General features: G+C 66.1%; 21 protein-coding genes. 13 read left to right on the top strand and 8 right to left on the bottom strand.

The window, feature by feature from the left end:
* The first annotated feature begins 89 nt into the window (after positions 1 to 89).
* The gene (locus tag IPU70_RS23260; protein WP_207470739.1) at positions 90 to 710 is read left to right on the top strand and encodes an NAD(P)H-dependent oxidoreductase; all 621 of its coding nucleotides are present in this window, start codon (positions 90 to 92) and stop codon (positions 708 to 710) included.
* Positions 707 to 1,318, top strand: a complete 612-nt coding sequence (locus tag IPU70_RS23255) for a TetR/AcrR family transcriptional regulator (RefSeq protein WP_207470736.1) — start codon at positions 707 to 709, stop codon at positions 1,316 to 1,318. Before IPU70_RS23260 ends, IPU70_RS23255 begins: the two co-directional genes overlap by 4 nt.
* Positions 1,319 to 1,402: 84 nt before the next feature.
* On the opposite strand, the gene IPU70_RS23250 is transcribed toward IPU70_RS23255, so the two are convergent.
* The 4 genes from IPU70_RS23250 to IPU70_RS23235 all read right to left on the bottom strand — a co-directional run bounded on the left by IPU70_RS23250 (position 1,403) and on the right by IPU70_RS23235 (position 5,149).
* Positions 1,403 to 2,416 (bottom strand): cyclase family protein, encoded by a 1,014-nt coding sequence (locus tag IPU70_RS23250; RefSeq protein ID WP_207470734.1) that lies wholly within the window; start codon positions 2,414 to 2,416, stop codon positions 1,403 to 1,405.
* Between the two features lie 85 nt (positions 2,417 to 2,501).
* Positions 2,502 to 3,182 carry a DsbA family protein gene (locus IPU70_RS23245; protein ID WP_207470733.1) on the bottom strand — a complete coding sequence of 227 codons (681 nt, stop codon included), beginning with the start codon at positions 3,180 to 3,182 and terminating at the stop codon, positions 2,502 to 2,504.
* A gap of 80 nt (positions 3,183 to 3,262) precedes the next feature.
* The gene (locus tag IPU70_RS23240; protein WP_207470730.1) at positions 3,263 to 4,171 is read right to left on the bottom strand and encodes a LysR family transcriptional regulator; all 909 of its coding nucleotides are present in this window, start codon (positions 4,169 to 4,171) and stop codon (positions 3,263 to 3,265) included.
* Between the two features lie 9 nt (positions 4,172 to 4,180).
* Positions 4,181 to 5,149, bottom strand: coding sequence for a LysR family transcriptional regulator (locus IPU70_RS23235; protein ID WP_207470729.1), 969 nt, complete (start codon positions 5,147 to 5,149; stop codon positions 4,181 to 4,183).
* Positions 5,150 to 5,312: 163 nt separating this feature from the next.
* On the opposite strand from IPU70_RS23235, the gene IPU70_RS23230 reads away from it, so the two are divergent.
* Entirely contained in the window at positions 5,313 to 6,155 is an 843-nt protein-coding gene (locus IPU70_RS23230; protein ID WP_207470727.1) for an oxidoreductase, read from the top strand.
* Positions 6,156 to 6,231: 76 nt separating this feature from the next.
* Here the strand turns inward: IPU70_RS23230 and IPU70_RS23225 are convergent, their stop codons facing one another.
* On the bottom strand, positions 6,232 to 6,993 hold the full coding sequence (locus IPU70_RS23225; protein WP_207470721.1) for a sulfite exporter TauE/SafE family protein: 762 nt from the start codon (positions 6,991 to 6,993) through the stop codon (positions 6,232 to 6,234).
* An 82-nt stretch (positions 6,994 to 7,075) separates the two neighbouring features.
* Here IPU70_RS23225 and IPU70_RS23220 point away from each other — a divergent pair, with 82 nt between their 5' ends.
* On the top strand, positions 7,076 to 8,407 hold the full coding sequence (locus IPU70_RS23220) for a PLP-dependent aminotransferase family protein (protein WP_207470720.1): 1,332 nt from the start codon (positions 7,076 to 7,078) through the stop codon (positions 8,405 to 8,407).
* Between the two features lie 12 nt (positions 8,408 to 8,419).
* On the opposite strand, the gene IPU70_RS23215 is transcribed toward IPU70_RS23220, so the two are convergent.
* Positions 8,420 to 8,887 carry a MarR family winged helix-turn-helix transcriptional regulator gene (locus IPU70_RS23215; protein ID WP_207470870.1) on the bottom strand — a complete coding sequence of 156 codons (468 nt, stop codon included), beginning with the start codon at positions 8,885 to 8,887 and terminating at the stop codon, positions 8,420 to 8,422.
* A 189-nt stretch (positions 8,888 to 9,076) separates the two neighbouring features.
* Here IPU70_RS23215 and IPU70_RS23210 point away from each other — a divergent pair, with 189 nt between their 5' ends.
* The 7 genes from IPU70_RS23210 to IPU70_RS23185 all read left to right on the top strand — a co-directional run bounded on the left by IPU70_RS23210 (position 9,077) and on the right by IPU70_RS23185 (position 16,257).
* A complete protein-coding gene (locus IPU70_RS23210) occupies positions 9,077 to 9,529 on the top strand; it encodes an Ohr family peroxiredoxin (protein WP_207470718.1) in 453 nt (150 codons plus the stop codon).
* Positions 9,530 to 9,541: 12 nt separating this feature from the next.
* Positions 9,542 to 9,673, top strand: coding sequence for a hypothetical protein (locus IPU70_RS33005; RefSeq protein ID WP_256439250.1), 132 nt, complete (start codon positions 9,542 to 9,544; stop codon positions 9,671 to 9,673).
* Positions 9,674 to 9,727: 54 nt separating this feature from the next.
* Positions 9,728 to 11,440: a cytochrome c biogenesis protein DipZ gene (locus tag IPU70_RS23205; RefSeq protein WP_207470716.1), complete on the top strand. Its 1,713-nt coding sequence runs from the start codon at positions 9,728 to 9,730 to the stop codon at positions 11,438 to 11,440.
* Between the two features lie 277 nt (positions 11,441 to 11,717).
* A complete protein-coding gene (locus IPU70_RS23200; RefSeq protein ID WP_207470714.1) occupies positions 11,718 to 12,239 on the top strand; it encodes a spore coat U domain-containing protein in 522 nt (173 codons plus the stop codon).
* Between the two features lie 12 nt (positions 12,240 to 12,251).
* Complete coding sequence (locus tag IPU70_RS23195; protein ID WP_207470712.1) at positions 12,252 to 12,980, top strand: molecular chaperone; 729 nt, start codon at positions 12,252 to 12,254, stop codon at positions 12,978 to 12,980.
* 32 nt (positions 12,981 to 13,012) lie between these two features.
* A complete protein-coding gene (locus tag IPU70_RS23190; protein WP_207470710.1) occupies positions 13,013 to 15,292 on the top strand; it encodes a fimbria/pilus outer membrane usher protein in 2,280 nt (759 codons plus the stop codon).
* Positions 15,289 to 16,257, top strand: coding sequence for a spore coat U domain-containing protein (locus IPU70_RS23185; protein WP_207470703.1), 969 nt, complete (start codon positions 15,289 to 15,291; stop codon positions 16,255 to 16,257). The genes IPU70_RS23190 and IPU70_RS23185 overlap by 4 nt, the downstream gene beginning before the upstream one ends.
* A gap of 3 nt (positions 16,258 to 16,260) precedes the next feature.
* On the opposite strand, the gene IPU70_RS23180 is transcribed toward IPU70_RS23185, so the two are convergent.
* Positions 16,261 to 16,494 carry a hypothetical protein gene (locus IPU70_RS23180; RefSeq protein ID WP_207470701.1) on the bottom strand — a complete coding sequence of 78 codons (234 nt, stop codon included), beginning with the start codon at positions 16,492 to 16,494 and terminating at the stop codon, positions 16,261 to 16,263.
* Positions 16,495 to 16,722: 228 nt separating this feature from the next.
* On the opposite strand from IPU70_RS23180, the gene IPU70_RS23175 reads away from it, so the two are divergent.
* The gene (locus tag IPU70_RS23175) at positions 16,723 to 19,077 is read left to right on the top strand and encodes a mechanosensitive ion channel domain-containing protein (protein ID WP_207470868.1); all 2,355 of its coding nucleotides are present in this window, start codon (positions 16,723 to 16,725) and stop codon (positions 19,075 to 19,077) included.
* Between the two features lie 15 nt (positions 19,078 to 19,092).
* Here IPU70_RS23175 and IPU70_RS23170 read toward each other — a convergent pair whose 3' ends face one another.
* A complete protein-coding gene (locus IPU70_RS23170; RefSeq protein ID WP_207470699.1) occupies positions 19,093 to 19,797 on the bottom strand; it encodes a glutathione S-transferase family protein in 705 nt (234 codons plus the stop codon).
* A 104-nt stretch (positions 19,798 to 19,901) separates the two neighbouring features.
* On the opposite strand from IPU70_RS23170, the gene IPU70_RS23165 reads away from it, so the two are divergent.
* A complete protein-coding gene (locus tag IPU70_RS23165) occupies positions 19,902 to 20,231 on the top strand; it encodes a helix-turn-helix domain-containing protein (protein ID WP_207470697.1) in 330 nt (109 codons plus the stop codon).
* Positions 20,232 to 20,243 lie beyond the last annotated feature (12 nt).

The raw sequence follows: 20,243 nt of genomic DNA, 5'->3' as shown, positions 1-20,243 counted from the left end.
GAACAACCCGGCGCTCCACGTCAAAACCACAACCTACCAAAAGTAAGTTACTATTGGTAGGTTAACTATTTTGATGGAGCCGATACGCCATGCACGCACTCATTGTTGTCGCCCACCCCGATCCTGCATCGCTTACCCACGCGGTGGCACGACAGATCGCGGAAGGAATTTCCGCATCCAATTCCGAGCATTCCTTCGAAGTCGCCGACCTGGCGGCGGAGGGTTTCGATCCTAGATTCACCCAGCCAGACACGGCGCTGGCCATGGGCCGGGGCGAGCCGCTCGCGGAAGTCGCGGCCGAACATGCCCGCCTGGAACGCGCGGATGCCCTGGTCCTGGTCTACCCCGTGTACTGGTGGTCTTTCCCAGGACTGCTCAAGGGCTGGATCGACCGGGTGTTCACCCAAGGCTGGGCCTATGAAGACGCGGACGGCAAGCTGGTCAAGAAGCTGCAGCGCCTCAAGGTGCATCTGGTGGCGTTGGGCGGAGCCAATCAGCGCACCTATGCGCGGCACGGCTACTTCGGCGCCATGAAGACGCAGATCGACCACGGCATCTTCGGTTACTGCGGCGCCCAAGTGCTCACCTCAGACTTGCTGCTGCCCTCGGACGCCGGCTTTCCCGCCGCGCATCTCGCGACCGCCCAGGCGATCGGCGGGAAGATTTTCTCCTCGCGTGCTGTAATCCGCGAGGAGGAAGTCGAACCATGACAGCAAAAGCATCAAGCACCGCCAAAACCGCCACGCAGCGCCGCCTGTCCCGCGACGAGCGCCAGCGCCAGTTGCTGGATGTCGCCTGGAAACTGATCAGCGACGAAGGCACGGACGCGCTGACCCTGGGACGGCTGGCCGCGGATGCAGGCATCACCAAGCCGGTGGCCTATGACCACTTCGGCACGCGCAATGGCTTGCTGGTGGCGCTGTATCAAGACTTCGATGTGCGCCAGACCGCGCTCATCGACGCCGCGATCGCCGCCAGCAAACCGGCCTTGAAGGAAAAGGCCGGGGTCATTGCATCGGGCTACATCGAATGCGTCATGACCCAAGGGCGCGAGATTCCCGGCGTGCTGGCCGCGCTGGGCGGCTCGCCCGAACTGGCCGCGGTCAAGCATCAGTACCAGCAGGCCTTCATCGAGAAATGCCAAGCCATACTTGCGCCTTACGCCGGACCCGCGGGAATCCCGGCCGCCGGCATGTGGGCCATGCTCGGCGCGGCCGATGGCCTGGCGCACGCGGCCGTGGCCGGAGACATCAGCGTGAAACAGGCGCGCGACGAGTTGATGGAAACCATCGTGGCGATGGTCAAGCGCAGCAAATAATCAGAGAACGCGGAGAAGGCACCGAAGCGAGGACTCGCCGCGCGCCCTCACCCGCGGGCGCGGCGGCATTCCGCGCCTTATTCCTCAGCGCAGCGGCATCGCCACCGGACGCAGCGGCGCCGCATCGCCGCCGCGAATCTTCAGCGGTCCGCCGATGAAGGCGAATTCATAGACCTGATCGCGCGACAGCTCGTCCAGCGCCGCGAGCTCGATGATGGGTACGCCCTTCTGCGCCAGCAGATAGGTATGCAGCGGCACATAGTCGTCGGACACTTCAGAGGGGAAGGTCTCGAAGCTGAGATTGTCCGCCCCCAGGATCATGGCGCCGCCCTCCTCGACCAGGTAGCGCGCCGCGTCCAGGCCCATGCCTGGCGGCTTGGCCATGTAGGCGGCCGGATCGTTGTACAGCTTCATGCGGCCGGTGCGGATCAGCACGATGTCGCCCTCGCGCAGTTCGGTCTTCTGGCGCGCCAGCGCGGCCTTCAGGTCCTGCCGCGTGATGCGGTACTGGTCGGGCAGCATGTCCACGCCCTTGAGCGCGGCCACGTCGATCAAGACGCCGCGCGCCACCAGCGGCGGGAATTTTTCGATGCCGGTGCGCTTCCAGCCACGGTCGCCCAGATGCTCGTCGGCACGGAAGCCGTTCCAGATCTTGCCGTGGATGCCAAAATGGTTGAGCGCGTCGATGTGCGTGCCGGTGTGGCTGTACATCGAGAACGCCGTGCCGGTGTAGCTGCGCATGGCGTTCATGTCCTGGCCCACGCCCATGGGGTCGTCGACCTCGGTGCCGCGCGGCGTGTGCGTCATCCAGAACTGGTACCGGGGATCGCCCGCGTCCTGCCAGCTGGGCATGCCCATGTAGTATTCCGTGGCCAGGTCATAGACCTTGCCGCCAGCCACGCGCGACATGACCGCGGCGCGCGATTCGGGCGTGATCAGATTGAGGCGGCCGATTTCATCGTCCGGCCCCCAGGGGCTGATGCCCACCTCCTGGCCGGACGCGGGCGCCCGGGCGGGCGCGCCATGCGCGAGGACGTTGAAGCTGAGGGCGGCGCCCAGCGCCAGGCCGAGCAGTTTGCGGGTGTAGCGGATAGTCATGATGCACCTTGTGCGTGTGGCTGCCGTCCTGCGGACGGCAAAATGAAAAGAAGAAAAATGTGGGCGATGGCCGGGTACGCGACGATCAAGTCTCGGCCGAGGCCGGGATCAATGCCAGCAATCTGTCCCGCAACTCGGCCGTCGACATGGTCCGCAGGCGGGCCCGGTGCGGGCCGGCGATCAAGGTAGGAATGGAATCGATGGCCAGCCGCGCGGCGGCCGCGCGGTCGGCCTGCACGCGCCGCAGCGCCTCTTCGCCCTGCATCAGCGCGGCGAATGCGCCGCGGTCGTGACCCAGCCCGGCAGCGATATCCAGCAGCACGGCGTTATCGCCGACGTTGCGGTGCTCGCTCAGGTGGGCGTGCTGGATCGCGTCGAACATGTCCCAGTGGCCAGCATCGCCGGCCAGCAGGTGGGCCGCCTGGCAGGCCAGCGCGCCCGCCATGCCGCTGGGATAATCGAATGGCTCGGCGCGCATGCCCTCGACGTCGATGCGGGGCTGGTCGTCATGGCGGGCGCAGGCTTCCCAATGACCCAGGATCACCTGCTTGGCGCGCTCCATCGAGCCGAACACCTGGCACATCTGTTCGGGCGAGTCCTGCAGCACGAAGCTGCGCTGGCGCACGGCGATGCCCAGTTCGGCAGCCACCTGGCGCAGGCGGGGAGACATTACATAGCACCAGCCGCAGACCACGTCATGGAAGAAGTCCACGGTCAGCGGCGCAGCGGGTGCGTAATCGGGTGTCGAAGTCATGATGGCGTCCATCTCGTTTCAATGGACGCCAGCTTAAGGACGGGCCGGCGCGGGAGTAAGGTGTCCGCCGGCAGGACTTTATTAACTGGCCGTCAACAATCGCCTTGCATCGCCGCCGGCAGGTGCGCCACCAGGAAATCCACGAAGGCCTTGACCTTGGGTTGCAGGTGGCGGCTGGTCGGATAGACCGCGTAGACGTGGCGCGGCGCGGCCGGCAGCTGCGGCAACACGCGCACGAGCCGGCCGCTGGCGATGGCCGGCGCGGCCAGAAACGACGGCAGCGCGCCTATGCCCAGCCCCGCTTCCAGCAGGTCCCGCAGCATCAGGCTGTTGTTGACCTGCACCTGCGCCGGTCCGGCCAGCGGATCCGCCTGCTGGCCGGTTTCCTCATCCGCAACGGCGCCAGGGCTTTCGGCCAGGCTATAGCTGAGGATGTCATGCCCCCGCAGCGCCTCCATGCTGTCCGGACGGCCGCGGCTGTCCAGGTAGGACGGCGCCGCGCACAGCACCTGCGTCAGCGACGCCAGCCGGCGCGCGATCAGCGACGAATCATCCAGCTGGGCGCGCAGCCGGATCGATACGTCGAAGCCCTGCCCCACCGCGTCGACCAACCGGTCTTCCATGGCCAGGTCCAGCCGCAGGACGGGATACTGGTGCAGAAAGCGCGCCAATAGCGGCGACAACACGCTCAGGGCGAACGAGACCGGCGCGTTCACGCGCAGCCGCCCCGAGACCAGGCGGGACTCCCGCTTGACGGATTTTTCCAGAGCGTCCAGTTCGTCGAGCAGCCGGCAGCATTCGGCGTAGTAAGCCGCGCCCGTGTCGGTCAGGCTCATCTTGCGGGTGGTGCGCTGGATCAACACGGCGCCCAGATGGGATTCCAGCGCCCGCAGCTGCTTGCTGAGGCCGGCGGACGACATGTCCAGATCCTCGGCGGCCTTGGCGAGGCTGCCCAGTTCCACGATGCGCCGGAAGGCGCGCATGTAGTTGAAGGTGTCCATGCTTGCGGTTCAGTGTTTGCGTGCGCGGGCTTTGCGTCTGCCTTGCGCCGCTTTCAATTCCTCGTCCGACAGCGTGTGCCGGGACGAATCCATCAGCCGCTCGACGGCCAGTTCCACGAAGGCCCGCGCGCGGCGCGGCGCCGCGCGGCTGCCATAGTAGACGTACACGCCCAGATGGTCGCAGACATGCTCGCACAGCACCGGCACCAGGCGGCCGGCGCGGATATGCGGAGCCGCCATGACGCCGGTCAGTTGCGCCATGACCTGGCCGGCCAGGGTGGCCTGAAGCTCCAGGTCCATGTCATTGGTGCATAGCGCCGGCGCGAGATCGTACTCCACCAGATTGCCGCCGGCACGCACCGTCCATGGCATCGGCTTGCCGGTGTTCGGATGGCGGTAGACGCTGCAACGGTGCGCCACCAGCTCGGCCAGGCTGGCCGGCGTGCCATGCCGCGCCAGGTATTGCGGCGCCGCGCAGATAACAAGCTGCAGCGGAAACAGGCGGCGCGCGATCACGCCATCCGCGGGCGGGGTGCCCGTGCGGAAGCCCACGTCCACGCGATCCATCACCCAGTTGCCGATGTGGTCGTCCAGCTGCACGTCGGCTTGCACTGCGGGGTACAAGGCGCAGAACTCATCCAGCACCGGCTGCAGCACCGGCAGAAAGGTGGATCGCGGCCCAGCGATGCGCAGCGCACCGGCGATTTCCTCGCGTGCGCTGCGCACGCCTTGCACGGCCTTCTGCAGCGCAATCAGGCCGGGCTGCGCCGCCTCCAGGAACTGCTGTCCGGCATCGGTAAGCGCCATGTTGCGCGTGGTGCGATGAAACAGCCGGGTTCCCAGAAAGTGTTCAAGCTGGGCGAGCGCCTGGCTGGCAGCCTGCGGCGAGATTCCTTGCGCGATCGCGGCCTGGCGCAAGCTGCCCAGCTCCGCCGCCTTGGCAAAGATCGTGATGGCGCGCAATTCGTTGATGGGCATGGGACAGGAGTCGCGAGGATGTCACGCCATTATCAAGTAAAACTTGCCTATTCAACAAGAGATTAGGCAGTAGTTGATTGTCGCTCCCATCGGTACAGTCCATCTCATCGCTTCCACCCGGAAGCGGCTGAAACGAAGCACTCACCCTCGAAAGGACTGCCCCATGACTACCTCTTCCTCCCAACGCGTCTGGCTCATTACCGGCGCATCGCGCGGCTTCGGCGCCCGCATCGCCCGCGCCGCCCTCGACCGCGGCGATGCCGTGGTCGCCACCGCCCGCAAGCCCGAAGCCGTGACCCAGGCGCTGGGCGCGCATCCCGCCCTGCTGCCGGTGGCGCTGGACGTAACCGACGAAACGCAGGCGCAACGCGCCGCCGCCGTTGCCCTGGAGCGCTTCGGCCGCATCGATATCCTGGTGAACAATGCCGGCTACGGCCTGCTGGGCGCCGTGGAAGAGGCCAGCGCGGATGAAGTCCGCCGCCTGTACGAAACCAACGTCTTCGGCCTGCTCAACATCACCCGCGCCGTACTGCCCGCCATGCGCCGGCAGCGCGCCGGCCGTATCGTCAACTTCTCGTCCATCGGCGCCGTGCGTGCCGCCGCAGGCTTCGGCGTGTACAGTTCGACGAAGTTCGCCGTGGAAGGCCTGTCCGAGGCGCTGCGCGCGGAACTGGGCCCCCTGGGCATCCACGTGAGCTCGGTGCAGCCCGGCTACTTCCGCACGGACTTCCTGGATTCGAGCTCGCTGGCCGTATCGCCGGCGACGATCGGCGATTACGCCGCCACCGCCGGCCGGGTGCGCGAAGCCGCGCGGGACCTCAGCCACAAGCAGCCCGGCAACCCCGAGCGCCTGGCCGACGCCATCCTCGCCCTGGCCGATGCGCCCACCCCGCCCTCGCGCTTGCCCTTGGGTACGGATACGCTGGGCGCCATTGCGCAGCGGTTGGCCGAGGTTGACCGGGAGACGGAACAGTGGCGTGGCGTTGCTACGTCCACGGATTTCTAGGCCCGGTTGCACGCGTCGTCCATCGGGCCCGCCATCCTTCGGCGCCGCTGGCAAGGCCGGCGGCGCCCATGGCCGCTTACCCGGGCATATAGCCGGACAGCCCGTCCCACAACAGCTTCAAGGCCGTCACGATCAGCAAGAAATAGCAGGCCTTGTACATCTGCCGCTGATCCAGCCTCGCGTGCAGGCGCCAACCCAGCCATACGCCCGCGGGAATCGCCGGAAGACAGATCGCCATCAGGATCCAGACGCTCCCCGCCGGCTTCGCCAGCGCCAGCCAGGGCACGGCCTTGATGAGATTTCCCACCGTGAAGAACATGCTGGTGGTGCCGGCATAGACCTGCTTGCTCAGGCCCAGCGGCAGCAGATACATCGCCAGGGGCGGTCCGCCCGAATGCGCGACCATGGTGGTGATGCCGGACGCCACGCCGGCGGCCACGGCCTTGGGGCGGGAGCGCGGCCGGACCGCGACCTGGCCGCCGCGCATGAACCACAAGGCCACGAAGGCCAATGTGATAACGGCCATCACAATAGCGATTGCGCGGTGGTCCAGCCCGCGGAACACCAGGTAGCCAGCCCCGATACCGACGACCAGGCCGGGCAGCAGCAAGGCGAGATCGGGCCTGGACCATGTAGATGGCCGCCAGTAGCGCAGGCCATAGAGATCCATCGCGACGAACAAGGGCGCGAGCAGGCCGCCGGCCGTCACGGGATCCATGACGAGCGAGAGCAGCGGAATGCCGATGATGGCAAAGCCGCCTCCAAACGCGCCCTTCATGAAGCAGATCAGGAAGACGCCCGCGAAGGCGACAAGGATGGTGCCGACGGTCAATTCCATGTCGTGCGTCAATCAAGGGGAAAGAAGCATCGTATGCGCGCAACTCAGTACAATCAAATTATTGTCATGGATACATTTCCTCATGCCGCAAGCGCGCTACAAGCAATTGGTGGACCGGCTGGCCGATGACATCCGCCAGGGCCGGCTGAAGCCGGGAACGGCGCTGCCCACCCACCGCCAGCTGGCGGCGAGCGAACGCATTTCGCTGGCCACCGCCACGCGCACCTATGCCGAATTACGGAACATGGGCCTGGTCGCTGGCGAAGTGGGCCGCGGCACCTATGTGCGAGAGCCGCTACCCTCCAGCGAGGAGGTCGGGATGCATATCGCCAGCGGCGATCTCGCGGATCTCACGTTCAACTACCCGGCCTTGCCCACGCAGACCGAGCTGCTGCGAACGGCGCTGCGGCAACTGGCCTCCACCGGCGAGCTGGAGTCCGTGCTGCGCTACCAGCCGCATGGCGGCCGGTCGCACGAACGGGCCATCGTCGCGGAACATTTGCGCAGCCGGGGCCTGTCGGTAGCAGCTGATTCCGTGCTCATCGTCAATGGCGCCATCCACGGGCTCGCCACCGTGGCCATGTCCTTGCTGCAGCCCGGCGACGTAGTGGCGGTGGATGCGCTGAGCTACCCCGGCATCAAGGTGGTGGCCGAGCAATGCAGGCTGGAAATGGTTGCAATCCCCGCAGGCAGAAGCGGCCCGGACCTCGAAGCGCTGCAGGCGCTATGCCGCAAACGCAAAGTCCGGGCCTTGTACTGCATGCCCACGCTGCATAACCCACTGGGCTGGGTCATGACCCGGGCCGAACGCGAGGCCCTCATTGCCGTGGCGCGGCGCCATGGATTGCTGCTGCTGGAGGATGGCGTCTACGCCTTTCTGGAAGCCAAGGCCCCTCCTCCCCTGGCGGCGCTGGCGCCCGACATCACCGTCTACGTATCCAGCCTTTCCAAGAGCGTCGCCGCTGGCCTGCGCTTCGGCTTCGTGAGCGCGCCGGCGGCCTTCGTCCCGAAGATCAACCGCGCCATACGCGCCACCGCCTGGAACACGCCCAGCCTGGTGACGTCGCTCTGCTGCGGCTGGCTGCAGGACGGCACGGTGGCGCGGCTGGAACGGGAAAAGCGCCGCGATGCCGGCGCGCGCCAGGCCATCGCGGCCAAGGCGCTGGCCGGCTTGCAGACCGTGCGTCATCCGGCGTCCTATTTCATCTGGCTGCCCATGCCGGGCGAGGTGCGCTCGGACGCGGTCGCCATGCGGCTCAGGGAGGAAGGCGTGCTGGTCTCTACCGCGGAACCCTACGCCATCGGTAGCCAGGCCCCGCATGCCATCCGGCTGGCGCTGGGCTCGGTCACCCACGCGAAGCTGCGGCAGGCACTGGAAACCGTGGCAGCCACGGTGTTCAGCCTTGACTGCTGAAATCAGCCCCGCCTAGGCGCCGTTCGAGCGTGACGCCTCGACCAGGTTGTCGCGCAATTCGACCACCTGCTCCCTCAGCGACTTGAATTGATCGCTCGTGAGCCCGCAAGCGTCGCTCAAATTGATGCCCGCGGTCTTCTCGCGCAATTGCCGACCTTCCCCGGTCAGGCAGATCCGGACCTGCCGTTCGTCCGCCGAGTCACGCACGCGTTCCAGATAGCCCATGCCTTCGAGCTTCTTGAGTATCGGCGTGAGGGTATTGGACTCCAGGAAGAGCTTTTCGCCCAGGCCGCTGACGGTCTGCGCGTCTTCCTCGAAAAGGGCGATCATCGTCACGTATTGCGTATAGGTCAGCCCCAGCGCGTCCAGGATCGGACGGTACACCCGGCCGAAAGCCAGGTTGGTCGAGTAAACGGCGAAGCAGAGGAATTCCGCGAGCTTTCTTTGCGACGGATCGGTGGCGGTCTTGGGCTTCTTCATCTGCACCTCGTGGATATCTGGCCTGAACAATGGCGTCATTTTACATCGCATACGATGCGGTCGCAAACGATTTTATACCAATTTCCCTTCGAACACTCTTGACCTGGGCATTCTCGATCTTTACCATGCGCTTCAGTCGCATACGATTTAATCGAATTCGATCAAACTTTCAACTCCCAGGAGCGCACCATGCCCACCCGAATCCAGAAAGTCCTCTTGACCGGCAAGACCCATACGACCCTCGCCCGCAACTACGCCTCCCAAGGCGGCGAGGAACGGCTCGACATCCGTCTTTCGACCCCCAACAACCCGGACCTGGTCCACGCGTTCGAGGATATCCAGCCGCATCCGACGGCGGAACAGCTTTTCGCCGGCGCCTGGTCCGCCTGCTACACCAGCGCGCTGGAAGTCATCGCCAAGCAGATGAAAGTGCAATTGCCGGCCGATCGCGCGGTGGAAGTGGAAGTGGACCTGGGCATGTCGGGCAGCGCCTACTTGCTGCAGGCCCGCTTCAACGTGTTCCTGCCCGGACTGGACCTGGCCCTCGCCGAACAGATTGCCCATTCGGCCGACGAAATTTGCCCGTACTCGAAGGCCACCCGCGGCAACATCGACGTGAGCTTGAACGTGCATGTGTCCTGAACGGGAATCGACGTGCGCAAGCTCTTGCTCGTACTCATCCTGTTTGCCGGCGGGCTGGCGCACGAGCTGCGCAACCCGCTGAACTGCCAGACCATCACGGCGCGCAAGGACATAGGCACGCGCCGGCAAAAGCGAGAGTCCTGAACCAGAGGCGGGCTCTCGCGCCCTTCCCCACTCTGCACATAGCGGTGCATCCCCATGCTGATCATTCTTGTGGCCTTTCTCGGCGGCGTCCTCACCATCGTGAGCCCCTGCATCCTGCCCATCCTGCCCTTCGTGTTCGCACGCGGATCGGGTTCATTCCGGACTCATGCCTTACCGCTCCTCGCGGGCATGGCGGTCGCCTTTGCGGCGGTCGCGAGCCTTGCGGCTGTCGGCGGAGCCTGGGTCGTGACGCTCAGCGAGGGCGCGCGCTACGCCGCAATGGGATTGCTGGCGCTTTTCGGGTTGGTGCTGCTGCTGCCCGCCGTGGGCGACTGGATGAGCAGGCCCCTGGTTGCGCTGGGCAACCGCTTGACCAGCGCGACGCCTGGCTCGGCTCGCACCGCTCCGCTGCTGTCCCTCGGGCTGGGCATAGGCACCGGCCTGCTGTGGGCGCCGTGCGCCGGCCCCATCCTGGGACTGCTGCTCACCAGCGCGGCGCTCAACGGGGCCAACATCCAGACCTCCTTGCTGTTGCTGTCATTCGCATGCGGCGCGGCGGCGGCGCTGGCTGCGGCGCTCTGGCTGGGGCGCGGCATGGCGACAGCCCTGCGCCGCATGCTGCCGGCGGCCCATGGTTTGCGCCGGTTGGCTGGCGCCGCCGTCTTGGCCGGCGTTGCCCTGCCGGCGCTCGGCTGGAACCCCGCGCTCCTGTCCAGCGCCTCTGCGCCGGGCGCCGCACGGCTGGAGCAGCAACTGGTCGAACAGCTGCGTCCAGGCGAACCCGCCCAAACGGCGCCGCGCGTGAACGGTCCGCTGGCGTCGCTGCCAGACGCCCGCGGCTGGCTGAATTCAGGCCCGCTCAGCGCGGCCGATCTCGACGGCAAGATCGTGCTGGTCGACTTCTGGACCTACTCCTGCATCAACTGCCTGCGCACGCTGTCCTATCTGAAGACCTGGCACGACAAGTACAAGGATGCGGGGCTGGAAGTGATAGGCGTGCATACACCCGAATTCGCTTTCGAGAAGAGTCCGGCCAATGTGCGCCGCGCGGTCGCGGATCTGGGCATCCAGTACCCGGTCGCCCAGGACAATGAGTTCAAGATATGGCGCGCGTTCCGCAATCAGTCCTGGCCCGCCTTCTATCTGCTCGATGGCCAGGGCCGCTTACGGTACACCGTCGCGGGCGAACACGACTACGCGCAGACGGAGCGCATGATCCAGCGGCTGCTTGCTGAAGCGGGCCGGACGCTTCCCGACAGCGGCGTCGCCCTGCCCCCGGCTCACGGCGTGGAAGCGCCGCCGCAGTGGTCGACGCTGCATTCGGGCGAGAGCTACCTCGGTTACGGCAAGGCCACGAGCTACGCGCCGGGCGGCACCCCGATCAGGCAGGACCGGGACGCGGCCTATGTCCCCGCCGCCGGACTGGGCGCCAACCAGTGGACGCTGGCCGGATCGTGGCGGCTGGAGCCGGAGCGCGCGGTGGTCACCGGCAACAACGGCCGCATCATCCAGCGTTTTCGCGCACGCGACCTGCATATGGTGCTGGGTCCATCCGCCGACGGCCAGCCGGTGCGCTTTCGCGTCACGCTGGACGGCCGGCCGCCCCTGGCCGACCACGGGACAGACATCAATGAACAGGGCGAGGGAGTCATCGACCGGCAGAAACTGTATCAATTGATCCGCCAGCAGGCGCCGGACCGCGACCGGGTCTTTCAGATCGAATTCCTGGAGCCTGGCGCAGAGGCTTACGCCTTTACGTTCGGCTAGGCAGACCCACGCCGTTTCAAAATGAACGTCATCGAGGAATTCGGCGGCATCCAAAGGCTAGGCCACGACCCCCTGAAATTGTGTCTTTTCATTTCAATTTTAGGCGAAGAACGGAACAAAGCACGGCCATGTCTCAACAACGGGATAAACCACATTCAATGGGCGCGGAAAACCCACTCCTGAGACAGCAACCGAAGAAGTTGGAAATAATGCGAAATAAATTGCGTACCCCCCCTCCGCTAAGGTCGTTACAGCCATGAATTGAAGGAGAGCGAGCATGAAGTCCATCGGTTCCGCTGCGATTCTGTCTGCGACTATCGGCTTTTCCCTGCCCGGCGCGGCCCTGGCCCAGGTGTATGAGAACGGGAGTTCGACGGCGACTTTCAATGTGTCCCTGACCGTGCAGGCGAATTGCACGATTGCGGCCGATCCGCTGGTGTTTCCGTCCACCGGCCTCTTGAGCGCGCCGGTAAACCAGGAAACGACGCTCAGGGTCACCTGCACGAATACCACTCCCTACAACGTAGGCCTGGATGCCGGCACCGCCGCGGGGTCGACGATTGCAAACCGTCAGCTCGCGGGCACGGCGCCTGGCAATACCGGCACCAATGTGGGCTACCAGCTCTATCAAAACGCCGGCCGCACGACGGTGTGGGGCAACACCCAGGGTACGGACACCGTGGGCGGCACCGGCACGGGCACGGCCCAGGCGCTGACCGTCTACGGCCGGGTTCCGCCCCAGGCTGCCCCCGCGCCGGATACCTATCAATCGACGGTCACGGCCACCGTCTACTTCTAGCCCCGGATCGACATGACGATGCTTGGGATCGTTCGCCAGGCGGCGGGAGCCTGTCTCTTCGGCATGGCGCTGCTGGCGCATGCCGCCAGCCTGCAGATCTCGCCGGTGATCCTGAACATGGACGGCGCGGAGCGCGCCACCAGCATGACCTTGCGCAACGAAGGCGCCGAGCCCATCTATGGCCAGGTCCGCGTCTACGCCTGGCGCCAGACCACGACCGAGGATGTGCTGCAGGAGACCGCGGCCCTGGTGGCCAGCCCGCCCATGATCCAGATCGCGCCGGGCGGCACGCAAGTCGTCCGCCTGTTGCAGCCCGAGGCCGCCAAGCGCCCGGGCGAGGCGTCGTATCGCCTGATCATCGACGAGATCGCGCCGCCCGACCCATTGCGGGCGACGGGCGTGCAGGTGCGGCTGCGTTACTCCGTGCCGGTGTTCGTGGGAGCCGCCCCGCAAATTCCGGCACAACGGCACCTGACATGGTCCCTGGTACGCGATGGCCGCGATTGGGCCTTGCGGGTCGACAATAGCGGCGCGCACCGCGCGCAGCTCAGCGATGTGGCGCTCGTCGTCAATGGCAAACGCCACAGCTTGCGGGACGGCTTGCTTGGCTATGTCCTGGGCGGCAGCGCGCGCCAATGGCCGCTGCCCTTCCCACCCGCGATGCAGGGGACAATCACGGTCGATGCGCGGGTCAACAGCGTTCCCGTCCAGGCCGACGTGCAAGCCGACACAGGGAAGTGAAACATTGCGCGCGCACCGCACAGCTGACACTGATGCTCGCCGTCGCAGCCGTTCATTGTGGCGCGCGGGCGCAGCCCGCCCCGACGGCGGCCATCGGGCAAGCGGCCATCGAGGTCTATCTGAACGTCAGCTTCGGCGGCCAGCCCAGCCATCAGATCGCGCGGTTCGAAGACCAGCATGGCCGCCTGTCGGCGCGCGGCGCGGACTTGCGGGAGATGGGGATCGATACCCAGGTCCTGGGCATATCGGACGAGACACGCATTCCGCTGGACCGGATTCCGGGCCTGCAGTACCGCTACGACGCGGCCGCGCAAGACGTCGATCTTGACATGCCGGTCCGCTATCGCATCCCGAATCGCATCGATGCGCGCGGCCTGAGCCCGATTGCCGCCCCGACGGCGGATCGGGGCCTGCTCATCAATTACGATCTTTATGCCCGCACCGATCGCGAGAATCCGCTGGCAATCTGGAGCGAACAACGCTATTTCGACCAGCACGGAGTCTTCAGCAACACCGGCACGGCTTATCTGTACCGCGACCTGCGGCGCTATGTCCGCTTCGATTCGAGCTGGACCCGCTCGGATCCCGCCACGCTCACGGCCACCCAGGTAGGCGACACCATTTCCGGATCGCTGGCCTGGTCGCGCTCGATACGCATGGGCGGCCTGCAGTGGCGACGCAATTTTTCATTGCGGCCCGACCTGGTCACATTTCCCATGCCGGATTTCGCCGGCAGCGCCGTGGTGCCGTCCGCAGTCGATGTCTACATCAACAACATCCGGCGCTATTCCGGCAATGTTCCCAGCGGCCCTTTCGTGGTGGACAACGTGGCCGGCATCACGGGCTACGGACAGGCCAATCTCATCACGCGCGACGCCCTGGGCAGGCCGGTGTCGCAGTCGGTTCCCATCTACATCGACACGCGGCTGCTGGCGCAAGGCATGTCCAGCTATTCGGTCGAAGCCGGCTTTCTACGGCGCGCCTACGGCTGGCGATCGTTCGACTACAAGGACGATCCGGCGTTCAGCGGCACATGGCAATACGGCGTCTCGAACGCCCTGACCGTGGAAGCCCATGGCGAAGCCAGCGCCGGGTTGTACAACGCGGGCGCCGGCATGCTGGCGAAACTGGGCATGGCGGGCGTCATCAATGCGTCCCTGGCCGGCAGCCTGGGCAGGAACACGGGTCTGCAGGCCGGCCTGGGCTACCAGTATGTGGGCGAGCGCTATTCCATCGACATACAAAGCCTGCGCGCGATCTCGGATTATGCGGATCTGGCGGGCAACGACGGCATCCCCGTGCCCCGCGCCAGCGACAGGGCGACGCTGGCCGTGCCATTGGGCGGCGGGCAAACCGTATCGCTGAGCTACATCGGCCAACGCTATCCAGGCGTTGAAGCCGCCCATATCGGATCGGTGGCCTACAGCAGCCGCCTGGGCAATCGCGCCACGCTGACTATGAGCGCCTATCAGGACTTCAATGACAGCGGCAGCCGGGGCGCATTCCTCAGCCTGGGCATCACCCTGGGCGACGTCTCGCTCAATGCCATGGCCGGACGCCAGGACGGCGGCACCTACACCAACGCCAGCGCCATCCGCAGCCCCGACTATGGCGGCGGATTCGGTTGGGGCGTGCAGGCCGGCACCTACGAGGCGGGCCGGTACGAGCAAGGCTGGGGCCGCTACCTGGGACGCTACGGCGAGATCACATTGGGCGCGCAGCGCTACGACGGACGCACCACGGGAGAACTCGACGTCAATGGCGCCCTGGTGTTCATGGATGGCGTGGCGCAGGCGTCCCGGCGCATCGACGACGGCTTCGCGCTGGTTTCCACCGGCGAGCCTGGCCTGCCCATCCTGCATCAGAACCGGGTCATCGGCCATACCGGCTCCGACGGCCATATGGTGGTGCCGGACCTGAACAGCTATCAGACCAACACGCTGGAGCTCGACGGCCTGGACCTGCCGCCCAACGCCCAGGTGTCCGCCTATGCGCTCGACGTGGTTCCGCAGTCCCGGTCCGGCGTGCTGGCGGAGTTCGGCATCACCCGGGAAGCCGCGGCCACGATCGATCTGGTGGGCGGCGACGGCAAGCCGCTGCCGGTGGGCGCGCAGGTCGTGCACAGGGAGAGCGGCTCCGAAAGCGTGGTGGGGTACGGCAGCCAGACCTTCGTGCGCAATCTGCGCAAGCTCAATCATCTGGACGTGCGGGGACAGGATCTTGCCTGCACTGCGCGCTTCGCCTTCCAAGCGCCGGCAGACGGCAGCCTGCCACGTCTGGGACCGGTGGCTTGCGTGGAGCCGCAGCCATGAAAAAGCTGATTGCCGCGTTGTTGCTGGCGGCCCTGTGGCTGGGGGGAAACAGCGCGCAGGCGCAGACCTGCACCGTGTCCATGGCCCCCATCACATTTCCGAACCTCAATCCGGTGCTCGGCTCGTCGGTGACGCAGACCGGCACGCTGAGTGTGACCTGCACTTGGGGACTGCTCACGGGGGGCTATGCCCGGGTGTGCGTGAGCCTGGGCATAGGCAGCGGATCGACCGTGCAAGACCCGCGGCAGATGGCCAATGGCGCCAACCGCCTGCAGTACCGGCTTGCGCCGAACACGTCCATGAGTCCGCCGTGGGGTTCGAGCGCCAACGGCTCGACGCCCGTCGTCGTCGACCTCACCCAGCCCCTGCTGGGAAGCCAGGCCACGGTCAACCAGCCCATCACCGGGCAGATCCTGCCAGGCCAATACACGGTGCCGACGGCCAATAACGCCACCACCGCCTACTCGGAAACCTTCCCCGGCGTGGCGACCTTCAACTACGGCTTCTCCATCCTGGTCCGGCCCGCGTGCGCATCGCTGACCTCCCGAGGCAGCTACAACTTCACGGTACGCGCCAACGTGACCAACAACTGCACCATCTCCGCCAACCCCTTGAACTTCGGCTCGATGGCGGACTTTCGTTCTGCCCGCCTGGCCAATACGACGTTGGCGGTGCGCTGCACCAACAACGATGCCTACCGGATACGCCTGAACGGCGGCCAGAATGGCACCGTGAGCCAGCGCTACCTGCGAGACACCACCGGCACGCGGCTGGTAAGGTATGACCTGCACACCTCGGCGGACCGCACGGTTCCCTGGGGCGACGGCACCGCGGGCACGGCATTTGTCACAGGCACGGGGACCGGCAACATCCAGCAGGTACAGGTCTATGGACGGGTACCCGCGCAGGCAGCGCCGAGTCCGGGGCAATACAGTGACGTGGTAACCGCCACCATCGAATTCTGATGGTCAGAACACCACCGTCCAGTGCTGCTCGCCCACGGCGCGCTGCGCATGCCAGGGCGTTCCTTGGGAACATCGCACCGCCGGCCGGGCCGGACCCGGGCTGACCGTGCAGAGGCTGGGGACCGTGAAGCGCACCAGCATAGGCGCAAGAGTCGCGGACTTTGCCTGGTGGACCGCCAGGCCGACACCGCCCGCCAGCAATAGTGCCAACGCCGGGAGGAAGAACTTGGAGGCCATGAAAAGCTCCAGACCAGAGTTAAGCCACTTGCAGTAACGGCCACCCGCGGCATTTCTTAATGCGCGGCTCGACCCCGCCCCATTTTTTGACCAGATCGCACAGGAGATTCCCTAGTGGTTGGACCCGCAACGACAGCATCGATTCCTTTCCCGCCCCACATCCACGCCGGCCCCCATCGGCGGCGCAGACACGAGAGGCCCTGGTTGGCAGCATTGCTGCTGGCGGCGATGCTGTGTTGCCTGTCCTTATCCTGGCAAGCCCAGGCCGCCGGGCTGCTGCAACCGCAAGCAGCGGCGGCATCCTCCACAGCCCTGACTCCGGCCGCGCTGGCCGACCTGCTGGAGAATCCCGAGGCACGCAAGGCGCTGGTGGACGAACTGCGGACGCAGGCAGCGGGTGCGAAGCCAGCTGCCCCCCGCGCCACGGGCGCGGCCCCAGTCCCCGCCGGACCCGGCCTGCAGGAACGCATGGCCGACAACGTCCAACGCTTTCTGACCGGCCTGGCGACCGATATGGGCCAGGGCGTGGAAGACATGCGCGCGCTGGCCTCGGGCGACAGCCTGCGGATGGACGGCGACGCCGCGGGCCATGCCTTGAAGCCTCTCGCGCTGGCTGCCGCCGCCGCCATCCTCGCCTTCATCCTGCTGCGGATGATCGCCATGTACATCTACGGCCGCATCGACCGCTGGGTCGCCGAACAGCGCCATCATCCCGAAGCGCCACCCAAGCGCGGCGCGCCGACCTCCATGCGCGTGCTGTCCCGGCGCGCGGGCGCCATCGTGGGCGCGCTGGCCATCGATGCGGGCGTAGTGCTGCTCGCCGCCATGGCGGGCGGCGCCGCGGCCCTGTGGGGCACGCCGGGCCGCGGCACGCTGGACACGCTGGCGGCCGTGTTCCTGCGGGCCTTCGTGTCGGTGGAGATCGTCAAGGTGCTGATCCGCACGGTGTTCGCGGTAAAGCACCCGCACCTGCGCCTCCTGCCCATGACGGACGACAACGCCAGGTACTGGAATGCGTGGCTGCTGCGCATTGCCACCGCAGCCGGTTATGGCACGCTGCTGATAGACCCCGTGGTCTCGGCGTCGCTGTCGCCCGCGCTGGGCCGTCTGGCGAACCTGCTGATCATGCTGGCGGTCTACGTCTACGCCGTGCGCGTCATCTGGCGCAACCGCCAGACGGTGCGCGGGCATCTGGACCGGCACGCCGCCAGCGCGACCACCTTCATGGGCTCGCGGCTGCACATCCTGGCGCGCGTGTGGCATGTGCTGGGCATAGGCTATTTCACCATCCTGCTGGTGGTCAGCCAGGTGGATCCGACCAACGCGCTGCCCTTCATGGCCCGCGCCACCGCGCAGACCCTGCTGGTGATCGGCGTGGGCAGCCTGCTGATCCTGCTGCTGAACGCCGTGCTGGCCAAGCCCATCAGGCTGCCGGACGACTTGCGCAAACGCCTGCCGCTGCTGGAGGCGCGCGTCAACGCCTATGTGCCCGCCACCTTGAAGCTGGCCGGTCTCATCATCCGCATCGTCCTGGTGCTGCTGGTCCTGGACGCGTGGCGCGCCTTCGACCTGTCGCGGTGGCTGGCCTCGGATGCCGGCGGCGCGGCCATCAAGATGACGGTGAACATCGTCATCGTGCTGCTGATCGCGGCCCTGGCCTGGACCGTAATTGCCAGCATCATCGAGCACCGCCTCAGCCAGAACGAAGGACGCGGCATGCCCAGCGCGCGCGAGCGCACCCTGCTGGCGCTGTTCCGCAACGCCGCGCTGATCGTCATCGTAACGATGACGCTGATGGTTCTGCTATCGCAGATCGGCATCGACGTGGGGCCGCTGATTGCCGGCGCGGGCGTGGTCGGCCTGGCCATCGGCTTCGGCGCGCAGAAGCTGGTCCAGGACATCATCACGGGGATCTTCATCCAACTCGAGAACGGCATGAACGAGAACGACGTGGTGCAAGTCGCGGGCGTGTTCGGCACGGTCGAGAAGATGACGATACGCTCGGTCGGCATACGCACGCTGGACGGCGGCTACCATCTGGTGCCGTTCTCGTCCGTGGACGTGGTGACCAACCACATGCGCGACTTCTCCTATCACCTGGGCGAATACACCATCGCGCATCGCGAAAGCGTGGACGACGCGATCGCGCATCTGCGCGCCGCCTTCGCCGAACTGATGACCGACACGGTGCTGGGACCCGAGATCCTCGAAGACATCACGGTCGCCGGCGTCACCGCGGTCAACGAAAAGGGCGTGACCATCCGGATCCTGATCAAGACCACGCCGGGCATGCAGTGGGCCGTGCAGCGCGGCTACAACCGGCTCCTGAAGAAACACTTCGATGCCGCCGGCATCGAGCTGCCGTATCCGCACACGGTGGTGTACTTCGGCCAGGACAAGCGGGGATACGCGCCGCCGGCGAATGTCTTCATGCAATCCGAGCGTACCGACGAAGGCGAGGACGCCCGCGCGGCCGGGCACACCCGGCGTCCGCTGGAACCGGCGCCGCGCGGCGAGGATTCCGCCGAGGTGCTGGGCAACGAACTCGAAGCGCGCGAGGAAGGCGAAGCGCCGCGAACGTAGCGGTACGCGCGGGGCTTACTTCCCGTAGGTCGCGATCACCGTTTCCAGCGGAACATGGCCCTTGCAGAGCCCCGGATAGACGGGGCTTTCGCCATCTTCCAGTGCGATGGCATATTGGACTGCCGGATCGCTTTCCAGACGCTGCCGCAGCGCCGCCAGCTTGGGCCAGCGGGACTTTGCGGCGACCTCATGAAAATCCAGCCAGCGCGCCACGCCGACCAGCACCGCGTCCGCCAAGGTCGGACGGTCGCCCACCACGAACGGCGTGTCGCCCAGCATCGCCTCCAGCTTGTCGTGACGCTCGATGACGCGCTGCGCGCCCCATTCCCGCAGGGTCTTCTGCAAAGCCGGATCGGGCGGATCCATTTCCAGGGCGACCCAGTGCGGGGTGAAGGCGGCGGTGAAGCCGGTGTTCAAGAATGCCATGAACTGGTGCATGCGGTCGGATTCGGGCGACAAGGGATCGAAGCTGATCCTGCGCTCGCTGTCCCGGTTTTCCATCCAGCGCGCGATCGCCATGGTTTCCGTGAAAACCGCGCCCTGCTCGCTGACGAACGCGGGTGCCTCGTGGCGCGCATTAATCCGCGCATAGGAAGGCAGCCGCATTTCGTCCAGCATGTCCACGCGGCACAGGCGATAGGGTTTGCCCAGCCACTCCAGCGCAGCCACGAGCCCCATTGAACTTCCCAGCGGAAAGCCATAAACCAGTATGGGTTCCAAGATGATTTTCTCCGTAGATAAGGGTCACGCTGCGCAGCGGATTGAATTCTACGGATCTGATAGGCTAAGTAAATTACGCACATTTTTGTCACCATGACCCTCCCATGAAAGACCTGGTTTCGCGCTGCCCCATCGAGGAAGCCATGCAGATACTGAGCGGCAGATGGCCGACGCTGCTGATCTACTACCTCAAGGAAGGCACCAAGCGCTTCAGCGACCTGCGCCGCGACAATCCGACCATCTCGCATCGGATGCTGACGCTGGAACTGCGCAAGCTGGAATTGGCCGGCATCGTCCAGCGCACCGATTTCGACGGCTATCCGCGGCGCGTGGAATATGACCTCACGCCTTCCGGCAAGACGCTCGTGCCGCTGCTGGATGCGCTGGGCGACTGGTGGGAAGAGAATGGGGCGGCGTCCGAAGACGCCCTCTGAGCAGGCCAGTCA

This window comes from Achromobacter sp. SD115 (genome assembly GCF_017355315.1).
GTDB lineage: Bacteria > Pseudomonadota > Gammaproteobacteria > Burkholderiales > Burkholderiaceae_B > Achromobacter > Achromobacter xylosoxidans_B.
Note: the sequence above shows the minus strand (reverse complement) of the source record. Positions and strands in the feature narration are given on the sequence as shown.